Genomic DNA, 16207 nt, shown 5'->3' on the forward strand with positions numbered 1-16207 from the left:
TAATGAAATACGCAAATAGGCATGGTCTCTGCCATGTGAATCTTGAAGTATGTTTTTGTTTTCGCTCATTTCTTCGTTATGTTTAAATGTTTAATTGTGGAACTGTGTAATCGGCTAAACGACTTAAAGACTCACCCTTAAACATTTTTAATCGTGCCTAGCACCTTTTAAAATTCTAAAAACATGTAATACTGATGGGAATATCGCCTCCATAGATTCTTTGGCGCCATTTGTAGAACCTGGTAACGCCAGCACCAAAGTATCTCCAATGGTCCCTGCTACACTCCTTGAAAGCATGGAGAAAGGCGTGCGTTCTTGTCCGTAACTTCTAATAGCTTCTTCAATTCCTGGAATGCGTCTATCTAATAATGGAATAAGTGCTTCAGGAGTTACATCGCGTCCTGAAAGTCCTGTTCCTCCAGTATAAATAACCATATCTATTCCTTGTTCTTGATATGATTTTACTTTTTTTTGAATCGCTTCAATTTCATCAGGAATAATTACATATTCCGAAATTTTCACGTCACAACTTTCTAGTTTACTAATAATAGCTTTTCCTGCCTTATCTTCTTTTTGTCCTGCCGAAATAGTATCAGAACAAACCACAACAGCAGCTTTTAAATCCTTCCTAAATTTATCTCTAAAATCTGATTTTCCACCTTTTTTCTCGAGCAACTTTATGGCATGAATTTCTATGCCTTTATCAATCGGTTTTAGCATATCGTACATATTCAAGGCGACAACGCTTGCGCCATGCATGGCTTCAACTTCAACACCAGTTTTGTAAATTGTTTTTACGGTAAACAAAACGGTTATTTCAAGTCCATCAATTTTGTATTCCACGCTAGTAAACTCAATAGGCAAGGGGTGGCAGTCTGGTAAAATATCTGGCGTGCGTTTTACACCGAGTAAGCCGGCAGCTTTGCTCATGGCAAACACATTACCTTTTGGAACAGTATCGTTCTCAATGGCAATAATGGTTTCTGATTTGCTAACTTTTACAATAGCTTGTGCTACTGCGGTTCTTAGTGTTGTTACTTTATGTGTTATATCGACCATTCGTGTTTGGTGTTTAGTTGTTTGTAGTTTAGTTGTTTTCGACTTAACGAAAAATTGCTAAACAAAATTCCATTTAAGAATTAACTTTCCATTGATGTGATTCATCTTCAAAAATTTCTTTACCAAATACGGGTACATCGGCCTTAATCGCTTCAACAATAAATTCTAAAGCTTTAAAAACCACTTTTCGTCTTGGTGAGGACACGAAAACAAATAAGCAAATTTCTCCAGCTTTTACAGTTCCTAGACTGTGGTAAATATGCATACATGTTAAATCGAATTTATCGAAAGCAGATTCTCGAATCTCATGAAATTTTTGATTTGCCATGTCTTCATAAGCGGTATATTCAATAGCTGAAACTATTTTTCCATCTATCTTATCAGCCCTTACTTGTCCTAGAAAAATGTTATGCGCTCCAATACTGGTTTTTGTTTGATGTTTATAAATGGAGTTGCCTATAAATTCTGATGTTATGGCCCCTTCTTTAAATACGCTTTTTGGTTTTTTATCTTTCATTTGATAATACTTTTGTGAAATTATTTAATTCTAATGCGCCTTCTTTCAAACTAAAACAGTTTTTAATTTTTGCATTTTGCAATATTAAAACCGCTTTTTTACTTCTAATCCCTGATTGACAAAAAAGGACTTTCTTTTTATCTGAATCAATTTTGTGTAAATTATCTTTTAGGTGATTTAACGGAATGTTTGTTGCGTTTATATTTTCAACTTTTGGTAATTCATGTGATTCTCTAACATCAATAAACTGAATATTTTCTTTTGAAATAATATCATTTATTGAAACTTCAATTACATGAACTTCACAATTAATATTGATCACTTTATTTTCAAAATGATCCTTTTCTTCTAAAACAGATAGAAAACTAGCTTCATTGCGCTTTATTTTTAAAGTTGAAGTCTGAGTGGTTAATGCATTGTAGCAGAGTAATTTTCCTGATAGCACATGACCAATTCCTAAAACGATTTTTAAAACTTCGTTGGCTTGCATGCTTCCTATAATTCCTGGTAAAACTCCTAAAACACCAATTTCCGAACAATTAGGAATAGTATCTTTTTTTGGAGGTGATGGAAACAAACAGCGATAGCTCGGTCCGTTGTTAAAATTGAAAACCGAAACCTGACCTTCGAACTTATAAATGGCTCCAAAAACTAAAGGTTTGTTTGTGATTATACTGGCATCGTTAACTAAATAACGTGTTTCAAAATTATCAGAACCATCAACTATAATATCATATTGATTAAATAGGTTAATAGCATTTTGATGCGTTAATTGTTCTGGGTAAGCTATTATTGAAATGGCATCGTTTAAATCCTCTAATTTGGCTTTAGCTGCGTCAGCTTTATTTTGTCCTAAAGAAGCACTTCCATAAAGCACTTGACGCTGTAAGTTGGATAATTCGACCACATCAAAATCAATAACACCAATAGTTCCAATGCCAGCAGCAGTAAGGTATTGCAAAACAGGACAGCCTAAACCGCCAGCGCCAATAACCAATACTTTAGCGTTAGAAATCTTGTCTTGGCCTTCTTGACCAATTTCTGATAAAATGATATGTCTGTTGTACCTGCTCATAATAAATTATCCGCCTGCAAAAGGTGGCAATAAGGCTATTTCAGCTCCAGTTAATTCCGTTTCCATTGAAACTAATTCTTGATTTTGTGCCACTTGAAAATCTTTATTTTTCAGTTTACTATATTTCTTGTTAAGTGTGTCTATTAATTCTGAAACTAGACTACCAGAAAACTCTAAAGATTCTTCTTCAGTCTTTGTAACTTCAGCTATTTGCCCAAAATATTTAATGTTTATGCGCATCTTCTACGGCTTTTAATTCGGTTTGAGTATTCACATTCATAGTTGAAAACTCAAGTGCTTTATCTAATTTGATATTTTTCGATTTGCAACTTTTAATAGCAATCCGTAATCGTCTTTCATCTTTTTTCAAAAAGGTATTAAATGTAGTGGCAACTTCTTTTTTATACATGGCTATTAAGGGCATACTTTTACCTTTACTTTCAACTTGAATTATCTGTGAAGTATCATCAATATTATCAATTAATAACTGAAGTACATCAGAAGTAATCAACGGAATATCACAACTCAATATTAAGTTGTAATCTGTTAAGGAGGCGTTTAACCCAGAACAAATTCCTGCTACAGGACCCGCATTTTTAGTGATGTCATTTATACGTTTAAATCCAAAAACATCATAATCAGTATTATCGGAAACGATAATGATTTCAGAAACTAAAGGTTGTAAAGCATCCATACTATATTGTACAAATGTTTTGTTTTTCAACAGTAAAAAACCTTTATCAGTTCCCATGCGCGAGCTTTTTCCGCCTGCTAAAATAATTCCTGTTATGTTTTTTTTATCTACCATTTATGTGAAAAACAATTTGCCACAGGCAATAATTAATACAAAAGCTAAAATATATCTTAAACGGTTGTTATTGATGACTTTACTGCCGTAATAACCACCTAAAACTCCACCTATTAATGCAATTGCAACTAGTAGGAATGATTCTTTTTCTAACCTAACTCCAACACTAAATTGGCCAATTAATGCTGAAGCAGAATTAACCCAAATAAACAGGGCAGAAACTGCAGCAGCTTCTTTCATTTTCCCCCAATGCAATAATAGAATTAAACGTGTTAAAATAATACCACCACCAATTCCAATTAGACCCGAAAAGAATCCAATAACTCCGCCAATAATTAAACCTTGCCAAATTTTGACTTGTTTAATATGATCGCTTTCTTTTCCAAAGACATTTAGCATTTTTAGAATTGCAAACACTAATAAGACCGCTAATATTTTTTTGTAAAGTGATGCATCAATATCAAACCTTCCACCTAATAAAGAGAAGGGAATTGAGGTTATTGCAAACGTTAGAAACAGTTTTTTATTAAAAAAACCTGCCTTATAATAGTAGTAAAATGAAATTCCTGCAACAAAGATATTAAGTAATAGGGCAGTAGGTTTCATACTTTCGGGAGCAAAAGAAAATAAGGCCATTAATGCCAAATAGCCACTAGCACCGCCATGTCCTACGCTAGAGTATAGAAAGGATACTATAGGAAGAATAGCTAGAAAAAGATATATATTTTCGGTTTTAAGCATTTAGATTCGTTCAAATTTTTCAAGTTGTTTATCAAGAAACTCCCAACAGTTTTTATTAATTTCATCGAAAGCTTTGATTAAAGATTTCCCATATTCTGTAAGTTCAGCACCACCGCCACCTTTACCACCAATGCTGTTTATGGTTACTGGTTTTTTAGCAGATTTGTTTACAGAGTCCAATAATTGCCATGCTTTTTTATAGGATATATTTAAAGATTTCGCTGCTTTTGATAACGATCCAGTATCTTGAATAGCTTTTAATAAACGAACACGACCTTCGCCTAGAAGGACGTTGTTTTCAGATTCAATCCAGATTCTACTTTTTATTTTATATCCCATAATAATGTGTTAAACAGGTAATTGTATAACTTCAATAGTATCTCCTTTTTTAATTATAGTAATAGTTTCTGGCGCATAAACCAACGCGTTTGATAAAGCAAAGGTTTGTAACATCGATGAGTTTTGCCCTTCCAGAATTTCAACTTCACCATCCTTTAAAATAGCTTTTAAAAACTGAGGCCTATCACCTTTCTTTTCAAAATTTGAACTTGATTTAGCCTCGACTCTTGGCAATTCCAAGTCATTTCGATTCATCATTTTCTGCAATGTGATATAAACGTAAACATAAAAGCAAGATAGAGCAGCAGCAGGGTTTCCGGGTAAAGCAAAAATTTGTGTGTCCTTCTTTTTTCCATAGAATAAGGGCTTTCCAGGTTTCTGTTTTACTTTATAAAATTGTTCTTCAACGTCTAATTCATTTAATGCTTTTCCAACAAAATCATAATCACCCACCGAAATTCCTCCTGTAATAATGACTAAATCATTATTATCGATAACTGTTTTTAGAGTTGAAACTGTTTTAGCATAATCATCTTGAACTTTGTGAAGCGTCACATCGTAATATTTTAAATTGTAAAGCGCGCTCAAAAGCATTTTGGAATTACTTTCATAAATTTTTCCATGGGTTAATTTTTGTCCGGCTTCAATCAACTCATTGCCCGTAGTTACTAAGGCTATATTTGGTTTTCCAAATACAGAAACATTTGTTATGCCTAAAGAAATTAAATACCCAATGGCTGCAGGCGTTAGTTTGGTTCCCTTTTTTAAAGCGATATCTCCAGTTTTAACCTGTTCTCCCAAAGGGCGAATATTCTGTTCTAAGGCAATTTGGTGTTCTATTGTAATTTGATTTCCGTTTGGTATCACCCTTTCCTGCATCATCACAGCATTCGCAGAATCAGGAACAGCAGCGCCAGTAAAAATTCTAACCGCTTCACCTTTTTTTAAATCAAGTTGATGGCCGTCCCCAGCTTTTACTTCTCCTATTAATTTATATGATAAGGCGTCATGCATATTTAAAGCATAGCCATCCATTGCAGATTGCCTAAAAGGAGGCATGTTAATAGGTGAGTAGATGTTCTCAAAAAGTATATAACCACCAGCTTTTTCAACCTTTTTAATAGTTTTTTTTAGTAATGGCTTACCGTTTTCTTTAACTAGATAAATGGCATCGGATATTGAAATCATAATTACTTTCGTTATGTCTTAGCAAATATAACGAATCTATTTAATTTGAAGGCACATAAAGTATGTTCTTTAATTAATACAAATCAATTAAAAAAATAGTGCCATAATTTAGATTACTTAATAACTTGTACTGTTTTATTGAAATACCCATAAAAATATAAACTAAGTATGTTTATTAAGTATTAATACTTATTTTTGAATAAATATTAAAAATAATGTTAGTTTCTAGTTCAAACAATCCATTCGAAATTAAAACATCTTTAGATGGTACTTGTGGTGTTTGTAAAAGTCATAATTGCTTGATTCATAATTTTTACGATGTCCTGTTTAATTCGAAAGTAGTGCGTAATAATCCTGTGCTTAAATGTCAAAAAGGGCAACAATTTATTATTGAAGTTGCTCCGGTAAATGGGCTTTATTTTATAAAATCAGGTACGGTAAAAGTATTTAGAACAGGTATTAATGGTCGCGAACAAATTGTGCGTTTTGCTAAACCTTGTGAAATAGTTGGGCATCGTGGTTTTGGTACTCAGGAATATTATTCAATAGGTGCTATAGCATTGCAAGACACAGAGTTGTATTATTTTTCTAAAGAATATTTACAAGAAGCATTGCTTAAAAACCCAAAGTTCGCATACGAAATGATGTTGTTTTATGCTAATGAACTTAACAGAAGTGAAAACAAGGTTAAATCAATTTCTCAAATGACGGTTCGCGAGCGTGTTATTGATACTATATTATACATTCATAGAAAATTTGGAGACCTTCGCGGATATATAAATTTGCCTTTAAGTAGAAAAGAATATGCCGATTATGCTGGTACAACAGAAGAGCAAGTTATTCGTGTTTTTTCTACTCTAAAAAAAGAAGGTCTTATTTCTACCAAAGGAAAAAAGATTAGTATTTCTAATATTACGGATCTTAAAAATGAAATTAGTGAGCATAATTTTTATTTAGATTTATAATATTCCATTAAAATCCTCCATATTTTTTATTATTTTTCATTAATACGTATGCTTACGTATTAATATTTTAATATGTAATGACCATACAATTAGTGACTTAGGATTAAAACCTGTTATTAAGCAGGTTTATTTATGATTTAAAAAGAGGTTTTTTTATGCAGATTAACATAAAATTGAATTATGTCTACTTATATATTTGCATTAAAATAAGTATTAATACTTAGATTAATTAAAACAAAAATATATAATATGAAATCTCTACTTAAAAAAACAACTTGGATTATTCCCATAGCTGCTTTATTAATAGCATGTGGTGGAAAAGAAAAGAAAAACCCTATAGCAGATAACTCTGCTACTGAAACTTCGAAAACCAAAACATTAGCTATAGAAAAACCACAATTAACCTTTGGTTTTATAAAATTAACGGATATGGCTCCATTAGCCATTGCTAAAGAAAAAGGATTTTTTGAAGATGAAGGGTTATTTGTATCGGTAGAAGCACAATCAAACTGGAAAAATGTTTTAGATCGTGTTATTGATGGTCAATTAGATGGTTCTCACATGTTAGCGGGTCAACCAATTGCTGCAGGAGCAGGTTTTGGTCGTCAAGCAAAATTAGTAACAGCGTTTTCAATGGATTTAAATGGTAACGGCATTACAGTATCAAACGATGTTTGGTCTAAAATGAAACCAAATGTACCAACAGGTCCTGATGGAAAACCAGTTCACCCTATTAAGGCCGATGCTTTAAAACCAGTAATAGATGAGTACAAAACAAATGGTAATGCCTTTAAAATGGGAATGGTATTTCCTGTTTCTACACACAACTACGAAATTAGATATTGGCTAGCTGCAGCTGGAATCCACCCAGGAATGTATACTGCAGATAATGTACAAGGGCAAATTGATGCTGAAGTTTTATTATCAGTAACACCTCCGCCACAAATGCCTGCAACGCTTGAAGCTGGAACTATATATGGATACTGTGTAGGTGAGCCATGGAACCAACAAGCAGTTTTTAAAGGTATAGGTGTACCTGTAGTAACAAATTATGACATCTGGAAAAACAACCCAGAAAAAGTATTTGTAATGACGGAGAAATTTGTTGAAGACAATCCAAATACTGCTATTGCTGTAACTAAAGCATTAATTAGAGCAGGAAAATGGTTAGATGAACCAAGTAATAGAGCAGAAGCTGTAAAAATATTATCCATGTCCCAATATGTTGGTGCTCCAGAAGAAGTATTGGCAAACTCTATGACAGGTACTTTTGAGTTTGAAAAAGGTGATAAACGTGAGATGCCAGATTTTAATGTTTTCTATAAGTACAATGCAACATATCCGTTTTATTCTGATGGTATTTGGTTTTTAACACAAATGAGAAGATGGGGACAAATTCCTGAAGCTAAACCAGCAGATTGGTATGCAAGTACAATTAAAGATATTTACAGACCAGATATCTGGACAAAAGCTGCTAAACTTTTAGTTGAAGAAGGAAACATTCCAGCAGGCGATATTCCAACTACAGATGGTTTTAAATCTGTAACAGCAGACTTTATAGACGGAACACCTTATGATGGTAAAGATCCAATTGCTTACATCAATAGTTTTAAAATTGGTAATAAAGATAAAGCTGTACAGTAATATACAGAATCAAATTTAAGTTTTTATCATTCTGAACTTGTTTTAAAAGCTTGTGAAAAAGTAAGAATGGAACAAGTTTGGTCTGATAAATAGAAAAAAAACAAAATATTAAGTAACTCATGAAGCAAAGTATAACATTAGGAAAAGTAACCAAATTTATGGGACTCGGTTTTTTAAGCACTTTAAAAGACCTATTTACAGGGAAGCTAGATAAAGAAGGATTTAAAACCTTTTTACGTAAAACAGTTGTGCCAATTGCTTCTATTCTGATATTTATTGGCTTGTGGCATATGGGAGCAAAGGCTTTGTATAACATTGAAGCCGACCATAAAATAGAAAAAGCACTAACAGACCAAGGACAAGAAGCTGCTGATGCTGTACGTACATGTATAGCCTCGGGAGAATCCAGTTGTCAACCAAACACGTTGCCATCGCCTAGTCAGGTTTGGGATTCGTATAAATCTTTATTACGCGATCATAATATAATTGCTGCAGATAAAGCTGAATTTATAGAAAAAACAGCAGCTTTAAACGAAACACGTACTGCCCAAGGATTAGATGCTATCACCTATACAGGAAGACCATCGTTCGTAGATCAAATTTTTAGAAGTTTAAAAACCGTATTTGCTGGATTTATATTAGCATTATTTATTGCTGTACCATTAGGAATTTTTATTGGATTAAGTCCTACTTTAAAAAGTGCGTTTAACTGGTTCATTCAAATTTTTAAACCTGTATCGCCAGTAGTTTGGTACTTATTAGTTTTTATGATTGTAAAGACATTATTGATAGGTTCGAATGAGGATAGCTCATTTACCATTTCGTTTATAAGTGTTGGCTTATGTTCTATGTGGGCTACTTTGGTTAATACAGCAATGGGCGTAGCAAGTGTAGATAAAGATTACATAAATGTTGCCAAAGTTTTGAAGCTTGGAAATTTTCAAAAGATTTTTAAAGTGGTTTTACCATCGTCTTTACCATTGATTTTTACGGGTTTAAAAATTACATTATCAGTAGCGTGGATGGTATTAATTGCTATTGAGTTATTGGCCCAAAGCCCTGGTTTAGGATTATTTGTTTGGGAGGAATTCCAAAATGGTGCTAACGACTCGAATGCTAAAATTATAGTAGCCATGTTTGTTATTGGTATTATAGGTTTCTTATTAGACCGATTGATGCTAACCATACAAAACTGGGTGAGTTTTGATAAAACAGACGCAATATAAATGGAATTAAGGATTTGCGTTAGGGATTGAACGGCATGTTTGAGCTCCCCGAAGCATGAGGGAGCGAGTAGTGAAAGCCCGACCCTTGTGGTAACGCCCAAAAAAGATAAAAAAATGGCATACTTAGAATTAAAAAATATTTATAAAACTTACGGACAGGGTGAGAACGAAACCGAAGTGCTTTCGAACATTAATTTAACAATTGAAGAAGGTGAGTTTGTAGCTATTGTTGGGTTTACTGGTAGTGGAAAAACGACTTTGGTAAATTTAATAAATGGCCTGATTGAACCTACTAAAGGAGAGGTTTTGTTTAAAGGTGAGCCTGTTCAAGGAACAAGTCATGAACGTGGCGTTATTTTTCAAAACTATTCTTTACTACCATGGTTAACTGTAGGTCAGAATGTGTTTATGGCGGTTAAAGAAGCTTTTCCAAAAAAGAAAAAGCAAGAGTTAAACGAGATTGTAGCCAATTATGTGGAGATGGTAAGTTTAACACCAGCAATAAATAAACGACCTAAAGAATTATCTGGAGGAATGCGCCAGCGTGTTGCGGTTGCAAGAGCTTTAGCCATGAAACCAGAGATGATTATTATGGACGAGCCATTAGGTGCTTTAGACGCCTTAACACGTGGGAATTTACAAGATGAAATTTTAAACATTTGGGGGAAAGATAAGCGTACTGCTTTGTTGATTACTAATGATGTGGATGAGGGCATTTATATGGCAGACCGTATTATACCCTTACGTCCGGGGCCAAATGCAACTTTAGGACCTGAGTTTAAAATTGATTTAGAACGCCCGCGTGATAAAACCGAAATGAATGATAATGCCAGTTTTAAGGAAACTAGAAATGCCATTATTGAGTATTTAATGGAAATAGGAAATGAGAGAAAATCTGAATTTGTAGAAGAATTTGAGCTTCCAGATTTAACTCCGAAAGATTTTGTGAACCAGTTTAAATTTGGAATGTAATATGAGCATTATAACAGAAAATACCACAGCAAGTGGTCGTACTGAAAACGGTCTTTTTAATTCTAACGATGTGATGTTGGATTTGAAAAATTTGAAAAAAGTATATCCAACTCCAAAAGGTGATTATGTGGTTTTAGAGGATTTAAATCTTCAGATACGAAAAGAAGAATTTGTCACTATTATTGGTCATTCTGGTTGTGGTAAAACAACCATGCTTTCTATGATTGCTGGATTAAATCCTATTTCTGGTGGAAACATATCGGTTTTAGGGAAATATATTAAAGGGCCTGGACCAGATAGAGGTGTTATTTTTCAGTCGCCTAGTTTAATGCCTTGGATGACCACTTTACAAAATGTTATGTTAGGAGTAAACCAAGTGTTTCCCGATGCTTCGAAAGCCCAACGTAACGATATTGCTAAGTATTATTTACAAAAGGTAGGTATGGAAGATTCGTTTCATAAACGCGCTTCAGAATTATCTCAAGGTATGCAACAACGTGTAGGTATTGCAAGAGCGTTTGCTATAAAACCTAAAGTATTGTTGCTTGATGAGCCTTTTGGGATGTTAGATTCTTTAACAAGAGGGGAGCTTCAAGATATACTTATCGAAATTTGGAATAAGGAAAAAATCACAGCTGTTATGATAACACACGATGTTGATGAGGCTATCTTTTTAGCAGATCGCGTGGTGATGATGACTAGCGGGCCAAAAGCTAAAATTGGTGATATTTTAAATATTGATTTTGAAAGACCAAGAACTCGTAAATCAGTTTTAGAACACAACGATTACTACAAATACAGAAAACATTTAATTGACTTTTTAGAACATTAAACAGAAAAAATAAGGTGTTATTTTCAAATTATGAATCATGATTTTTTCATAATTACAGGATAACTATAATTATAATTTAACAAAAACTCAAATAATTAAAAATTAAAAACAAGTAAAAATGAAAAAACAATATGTATTAATAGGCTTACTGGCATTGATGGTTCAATTTGCTCAAGCACAATTTACCCTTGATGGAGAATTTAGACCAAGAACAGAATACCGTAACGGATTTGGAAGTATTATTCCAGAAGCCGCAGATCCAGGTTTTGGTGTTTCAACCAGAATGCGATTAAATGCTGGATATAATACCGAGGCTTATAAGTTTTACTTAAGCTTTCAAGATATTATGGTTTGGGGAGAAAACAGACAACTTTTGCCTTATGATCAAAACAACTCTTTTGCTGTATTTCAAGCTTGGGCAGAGATAGCTTTAGGAGAAGGGTTTTCTACAAAATTAGGACGTCAAGTTATTTCTTATGACGACCAAAGAATTTTTGGAGGTCTTGATTGGGCACAACAAGGACGTAACCATGATGCTGCTTTGTTAAAGTATAAAAAAGGAAAATTTATGGCCGATGTAGGTTTGGCGTTTAGTCAAGATTATTCAAATCCAACAGGATTTCAATCGACTTCAACAGTATACAGTACAACAGGGTTTTTCACCTATAAAACCATGCAATATGTATACTTAAAACAAGCTTGGGAGAACTTTTCTGGTAGCTTATTAGTATTAAATAATGGTTTCCAGAAATATGATACAAATAGTAATCCAGATGGTGTAAACAGTATTCAAACTATTGGTACACATTTAGATTATACAAAAGGAAAATTTGGTGCCGCAGCTAATGCATTTTTACAAATGGGTGATACTGTAGATGGTGCTTATTTATTAGGTTTAGACTTTACTTATAAAACATCTGACAAAGTAACTCTTGGCGCTGGTTTAGAAATTATAAGCGGAAATGATACTGCTACAACCGATAGCGAAGCATTTTTCCCATTATATGGTACAAACCATAAGTTCAACGGGTTTATGGATTATTTCTATGTTGGAAATCATGCAAATTCTATTGGTTTAGTTGATATTCATGTAAGTGCAAACTTTAAATTGAGCGAAACATCTAGCCTGATGGTAAAAGCTTTAAACTTTAGTGGCGAGCAAGAATTACCAAGCGGAGAAAAATCATTAGGAACAGAAATTGATTTAGTTTATAAGAAGAACTTCAAAGGCTATGCTTTAGTTTTAGGATACTCACAAATGTTTGCTAGTGATGGTATGTATGAGCTTAAGGGTGTTGCTGAAAGTGCTGCTGCAGATTCACAAAACTGGGCATGGGCGATGTTAGTGATTAAACCTAAATTTTTAAATTAACAGGGTACTTAATTTTTTCAATTTATACTGAATCCCGCCAAAGCGGGATTCTTTTTTTTATTTAGATATCAATTCAAAATTCAATTGATGGTATTTGGATTCTCAAATTCCAAATACATTTCTTACATTTAAGCATTAAACAAATTACATGCTTAAAAAAGTTTTCGCTAGTGCCGTATTCGGTGTAGAAGCTTCAACCATAACTGTTGAGGTTAATGTAGATAAAGGCGTTGGTTATCATTTAGTTGGATTGCCAGATAATGCTATAAAAGAAAGTAATTTTCGAATTGCAGCTGCTCTTCAAAATAACGGTTATAAAATCCCAGGTAAAAAGATTATCATAAACATGTCGCCTGCCGATTTACGAAAGGAGGGAAGCGCCTACGATTTAACTTTAGCAATAGGAATTCTAGCTTCAACAGACCAAATTAAAGCCGACGATTTAGATAAATACTTAATTATGGGTGAATTGTCTTTAGATGGTAGTTTGCAACCCATAAAAGGTGCTTTGCCCATTGCTGTAAAAGCAAGGGAAGAAGGTTTTAAAGGATTTATTCTCCCTATTCAAAATGCGAAAGAGGCAGCTATTGTAGATGATTTGGAAGTTTATGGTATTGAAAATATTGAGCAAGTCATCAATTATTTTGATAAAGGTGAGCCCTTAGAACAAACCATCATAAATACAAGAGAAGAATTCGAAAAAAACCTAGATTTCCCTGAGTTTGATTTTTCAGATGTAAAAGGACAAGAAGGTATAAAACGCTGTATGGAAATTGCCGCAGCCGGTGGCCATAATATTATTTTAATAGGACCTCCAGGTGCTGGAAAAACCATGTTAGCAAAACGATTGCCTAGTATTCTTCCACCTATGACGCTTCACGAAGCTTTGGAAACTACTAAAATTCATTCGGTTGTTGGTCGTGTAAAAGACACAGGATTGATGTCGCAACGTCCGTTTAGAAGTCCACATCACACCATTTCAAATGTGGCCTTAGTTGGCGGAGGAAGTTATCCTCAACCAGGAGAAATTTCAATGTCGCATAATGGGGTGTTATTTTTAGATGAATTACCAGAATTTAAGCGAGAGGTTTTGGAAGTGATGCGACAACCTTTGGAGGATAGAGAAGTGACTATTTCACGTGCAAAATTCACGGTAACTTATCCATCATCGTTTATGTTGGTGGCAAGTATGAATCCGAGTCCTAGTGGTTATTTTAACGATCCAGATTCGCCTGTAACCTCAAGTCCGGCGGAAATGCAACGGTATTTAAGCAAAGTTTCTGGCCCGTTACTAGATAGAATTGATATTCATATTGAAGTAACACCTGTGCCTTTTGAAAAATTGAGCGATGAGAGAAAAGGGGAGACTTCAGTTGAAATAAGAAAACGTGTAACCAAAGCAAGGGAAATTCAAACCAAACGTTTTGAAGATTCTGATAAAGTGCATTATAACGCCCAAATGCATGTTAAGCAAATTAGAAAGTATTGTGTTTTAGATGAAGGCTCAAAACAGCTTTTAAAAACTGCTATGGAACGGTTGAATTTATCGGCTCGTGCTTACGACAGAATCCTGAAAGTTTCTAGAACTATCGCTGACTTAGAAGGTGTTTCTGATGTTAATGGTTCGCATATTAGTGAGGCTATTCAGTACCGTAGTTTGGATAGAGAAGGCTGGTTGGGGTAGAATTCCTGCGAAGGCAGGAATCTTATTGATATAAGTTAGAAAAACCAATTTTTGACAACACGAAATAGATGTTCACGGTAGTGGAGAGTGTAGAAAAAAATAAGAATTTATGAATAACTATTTGAAATACACACTATATGTTTTGCCATTAGTTTTGTTTGTTTCAATGATATTACATGACGTGTTTTTCAATAAAAAAAAAGAACTTTTAATTGATGATTTTATTGATATTGAAGTGGTTAGAGCGAGAAAATATAAAAACATTATAATCTTAAAAGATACCATAGCAATTTTTCAAAAAACTAAAAGAGTATTTCCCAAGAAAAGTAAGCATTTTTACAAAAATTACTATCAATTCATAGAATCCGTAGAGACGCCCTATCATCTGTTCAAGGATAGTGGAAGCAATATAATGGTCATTATAAAAAATAAAGATTCTTTATTTTACAAACTTCACCCTTTATAATTTATAAACAAAAATTCACAAGCCCAATTTCTATCTAGGATTTTATTCCTATTTCATAGAAAAAGATTGCCCTGTACTTTGTAAAGCAGCAAACCAAAATCCACCTTCCATATCAATTTTTTTACGTTTTTTAGTAACATCAGTAATTGGCAAGTAGACAAATCTATTATTCACGCTAGCGACTACAAAATTAGTTTTTCCTGCCATAGCACCATGAACCGCATGATAAGCTAAGTGATTACAATAAAGACTGTCGTTGGCATTTGCAGGAGCACTTCGGATGATATAACTAGGATCAATATATTTTATAGTTGTTCTCATGTTTATAGCATCAAAATAGGCTTTAATTTTTTGTTGAAGTAGTACCCCAATATCTTGGTGCTGAACATTACCTGAAGCATCTGTTTTCTCATCGCTATTTTTAAATAGATGTTGACCAGCACCTTCTGCTACAACAATTACGGCATGTTTTTTTAATTGCAATCTCTTTTTTAAATTTTCAAGAAATCCGTTCTCGCCCTCCAATTCAAAATCCATTTCTGGTACAAGAACAAAGTTTACGACTGGCATTGAAAGTGCTGTTGAGGCCGCAATAAAACCGCTATCTCGTCCCATTAATTTAACTATAGCCATGCCATTGTACGCACCATCAGCTTCGTTATGCGCATCCCTAACAATTGGGCAAGCCACATCGAATGATGTTTCAAACCCAAAGGATTTATCAATAATATCAATATCATTATCTATAGTCTTTGGAATTCCAACAACAGCTATTTTTAAACCTCTATTTATGATTTCAGTTCCGATGGCGTTTGCGCCTTTTAAAGTGCCGTCGCCACCAATGGTAAATAGCATATCGATTTTATTATTTACGAGTGTGTCTACCATAACAGATACATCCTGTCCGCCTCTTGAAGAGCCTAAAATGGTACCGCCAAATTCATGGATATTTTTTACTGTTTCTGTTGTGAGTTCAATAAAATCGTGACCAACTTCAGGGTTTAATCCCTCATAACCGTATGGAATACCGATAACACGTTTTACACCATAATAATAATGCAACGCCATAACCAAACTACGAATCACGTTATTAATGCCAGGGCAAAGTCCGCCACAGGTTACAATAGCAGCTGTTGTATTTTTGCCTTCAAAAAAGACTTTTTCACGAGGTCCAGAACATTCATAAGAATCGGGAATCATGTCATTTTTTATGGAAGCATCCAGATTTTTTAATTGTACATCGGCTATAACCCGATCACTATCTTCAACAAAATTAAAAATGTTATCGCCTATAATTTTACTTAAATTTATTGGAGATT

16 protein-coding genes and 1 pseudogene are annotated in these 16207 nt (G+C 33.8%); 8 read left to right on the forward strand and 9 right to left on the reverse strand.

Features of this window, described 5'->3' with window-relative positions; translation table 11 throughout:
- Positions 1–147: 147 nt before the first annotated feature.
- The 8 genes and pseudogenes from moaCB to WBN21_RS13580 form a co-directional block, all read right to left on the reverse strand.
- Positions 148–1062 (reverse strand): annotated as a pseudogene (gene moaCB / locus WBN21_RS13545) (bifunctional molybdenum cofactor biosynthesis protein MoaC/MoaB); the annotation flags it as partial.
- A gap of 70 nt (positions 1063–1132) precedes the next feature.
- Positions 1133–1576, reverse strand: a complete 444-nt coding sequence (locus WBN21_RS13550) for a molybdenum cofactor biosynthesis protein MoaE (RefSeq protein WP_424201153.1) — start codon at positions 1574–1576, stop codon at positions 1133–1135.
- Complete coding sequence (moeB, locus tag WBN21_RS13555) at positions 1566–2651, reverse strand: molybdopterin-synthase adenylyltransferase MoeB (RefSeq protein WP_424201155.1); 1086 nt, start codon at positions 2649–2651, stop codon at positions 1566–1568. Before moeB ends, WBN21_RS13550 begins: the two co-directional genes overlap by 11 nt.
- Before the next feature lie 6 nt (positions 2652–2657).
- Positions 2658–2891 (reverse strand): MoaD/ThiS family protein, encoded by a 234-nt coding sequence (locus tag WBN21_RS13560; protein ID WP_424201157.1) that lies wholly within the window; start codon positions 2889–2891, stop codon positions 2658–2660.
- A complete protein-coding gene (gene mobA, locus WBN21_RS13565) occupies positions 2875–3459 on the reverse strand; it encodes a molybdenum cofactor guanylyltransferase (protein ID WP_424201159.1) in 585 nt (194 codons plus the stop codon). Before mobA ends, WBN21_RS13560 begins: the two co-directional genes overlap by 17 nt.
- Positions 3460–4200: a sulfite exporter TauE/SafE family protein gene (locus WBN21_RS13570; protein WP_424201161.1), complete on the reverse strand. Its 741-nt coding sequence runs from the start codon at positions 4198–4200 to the stop codon at positions 3460–3462.
- Entirely contained in the window at positions 4201–4539 is a 339-nt protein-coding gene (locus tag WBN21_RS13575) for a winged helix-turn-helix domain-containing protein (RefSeq protein ID WP_424201163.1), read from the reverse strand.
- Between the two features lie 9 nt (positions 4540–4548).
- A complete protein-coding gene (locus WBN21_RS13580; protein ID WP_424201165.1) occupies positions 4549–5727 on the reverse strand; it encodes a molybdopterin molybdotransferase MoeA in 1179 nt (392 codons plus the stop codon).
- A gap of 215 nt (positions 5728–5942) precedes the next feature.
- Here WBN21_RS13580 and WBN21_RS13585 point away from each other — a divergent pair, with 215 nt between their 5' ends.
- The 8 genes from WBN21_RS13585 to WBN21_RS13620 all read left to right on the forward strand — a co-directional run bounded on the left by WBN21_RS13585 (position 5943) and on the right by WBN21_RS13620 (position 14888).
- Positions 5943–6692 (forward strand): Crp/Fnr family transcriptional regulator, encoded by a 750-nt coding sequence (locus WBN21_RS13585; RefSeq protein WP_424201167.1) that lies wholly within the window; start codon positions 5943–5945, stop codon positions 6690–6692.
- Between the two features lie 249 nt (positions 6693–6941).
- Complete coding sequence (locus WBN21_RS13590) at positions 6942–8336, forward strand: CmpA/NrtA family ABC transporter substrate-binding protein (protein WP_424201169.1); 1395 nt, start codon at positions 6942–6944, stop codon at positions 8334–8336.
- Between the two features lie 119 nt (positions 8337–8455).
- Positions 8456–9562, forward strand: coding sequence for an ABC transporter permease (locus tag WBN21_RS13595; RefSeq protein WP_424201171.1), 1107 nt, complete (start codon positions 8456–8458; stop codon positions 9560–9562).
- Between the two features lie 114 nt (positions 9563–9676).
- On the forward strand, positions 9677–10534 hold the full coding sequence (locus WBN21_RS13600; protein WP_424201174.1) for an ABC transporter ATP-binding protein: 858 nt from the start codon (positions 9677–9679) through the stop codon (positions 10532–10534).
- 1 nt (position 10535) lies between these two features.
- A complete protein-coding gene (locus WBN21_RS13605; RefSeq protein WP_424201176.1) occupies positions 10536–11366 on the forward strand; it encodes an ABC transporter ATP-binding protein in 831 nt (276 codons plus the stop codon).
- Positions 11367–11484: 118 nt separating this feature from the next.
- Positions 11485–12738: an alginate export family protein gene (locus tag WBN21_RS13610; RefSeq protein WP_424201178.1), complete on the forward strand. Its 1254-nt coding sequence runs from the start codon at positions 11485–11487 to the stop codon at positions 12736–12738.
- A 148-nt stretch (positions 12739–12886) separates the two neighbouring features.
- On the forward strand, positions 12887–14422 hold the full coding sequence (locus tag WBN21_RS13615) for a YifB family Mg chelatase-like AAA ATPase (protein ID WP_424201180.1): 1536 nt from the start codon (positions 12887–12889) through the stop codon (positions 14420–14422).
- Between the two features lie 109 nt (positions 14423–14531).
- Positions 14532–14888, forward strand: coding sequence for a hypothetical protein (locus WBN21_RS13620; RefSeq protein WP_424201181.1), 357 nt, complete (start codon positions 14532–14534; stop codon positions 14886–14888).
- 48 nt (positions 14889–14936) lie between these two features.
- On the opposite strand, the gene WBN21_RS13625 is transcribed toward WBN21_RS13620, so the two are convergent.
- A partial coding sequence (locus tag WBN21_RS13625) for an ATP-dependent 6-phosphofructokinase (protein WP_424201183.1) occupies positions 14937–16207 on the reverse strand: 1271 nt, incomplete at its 5' end.

Source organism: Algibacter sp. (assembly GCF_049667265.1).
Classification (GTDB): Bacteria; Bacteroidota; Bacteroidia; order Flavobacteriales; family Flavobacteriaceae; genus Algibacter_B.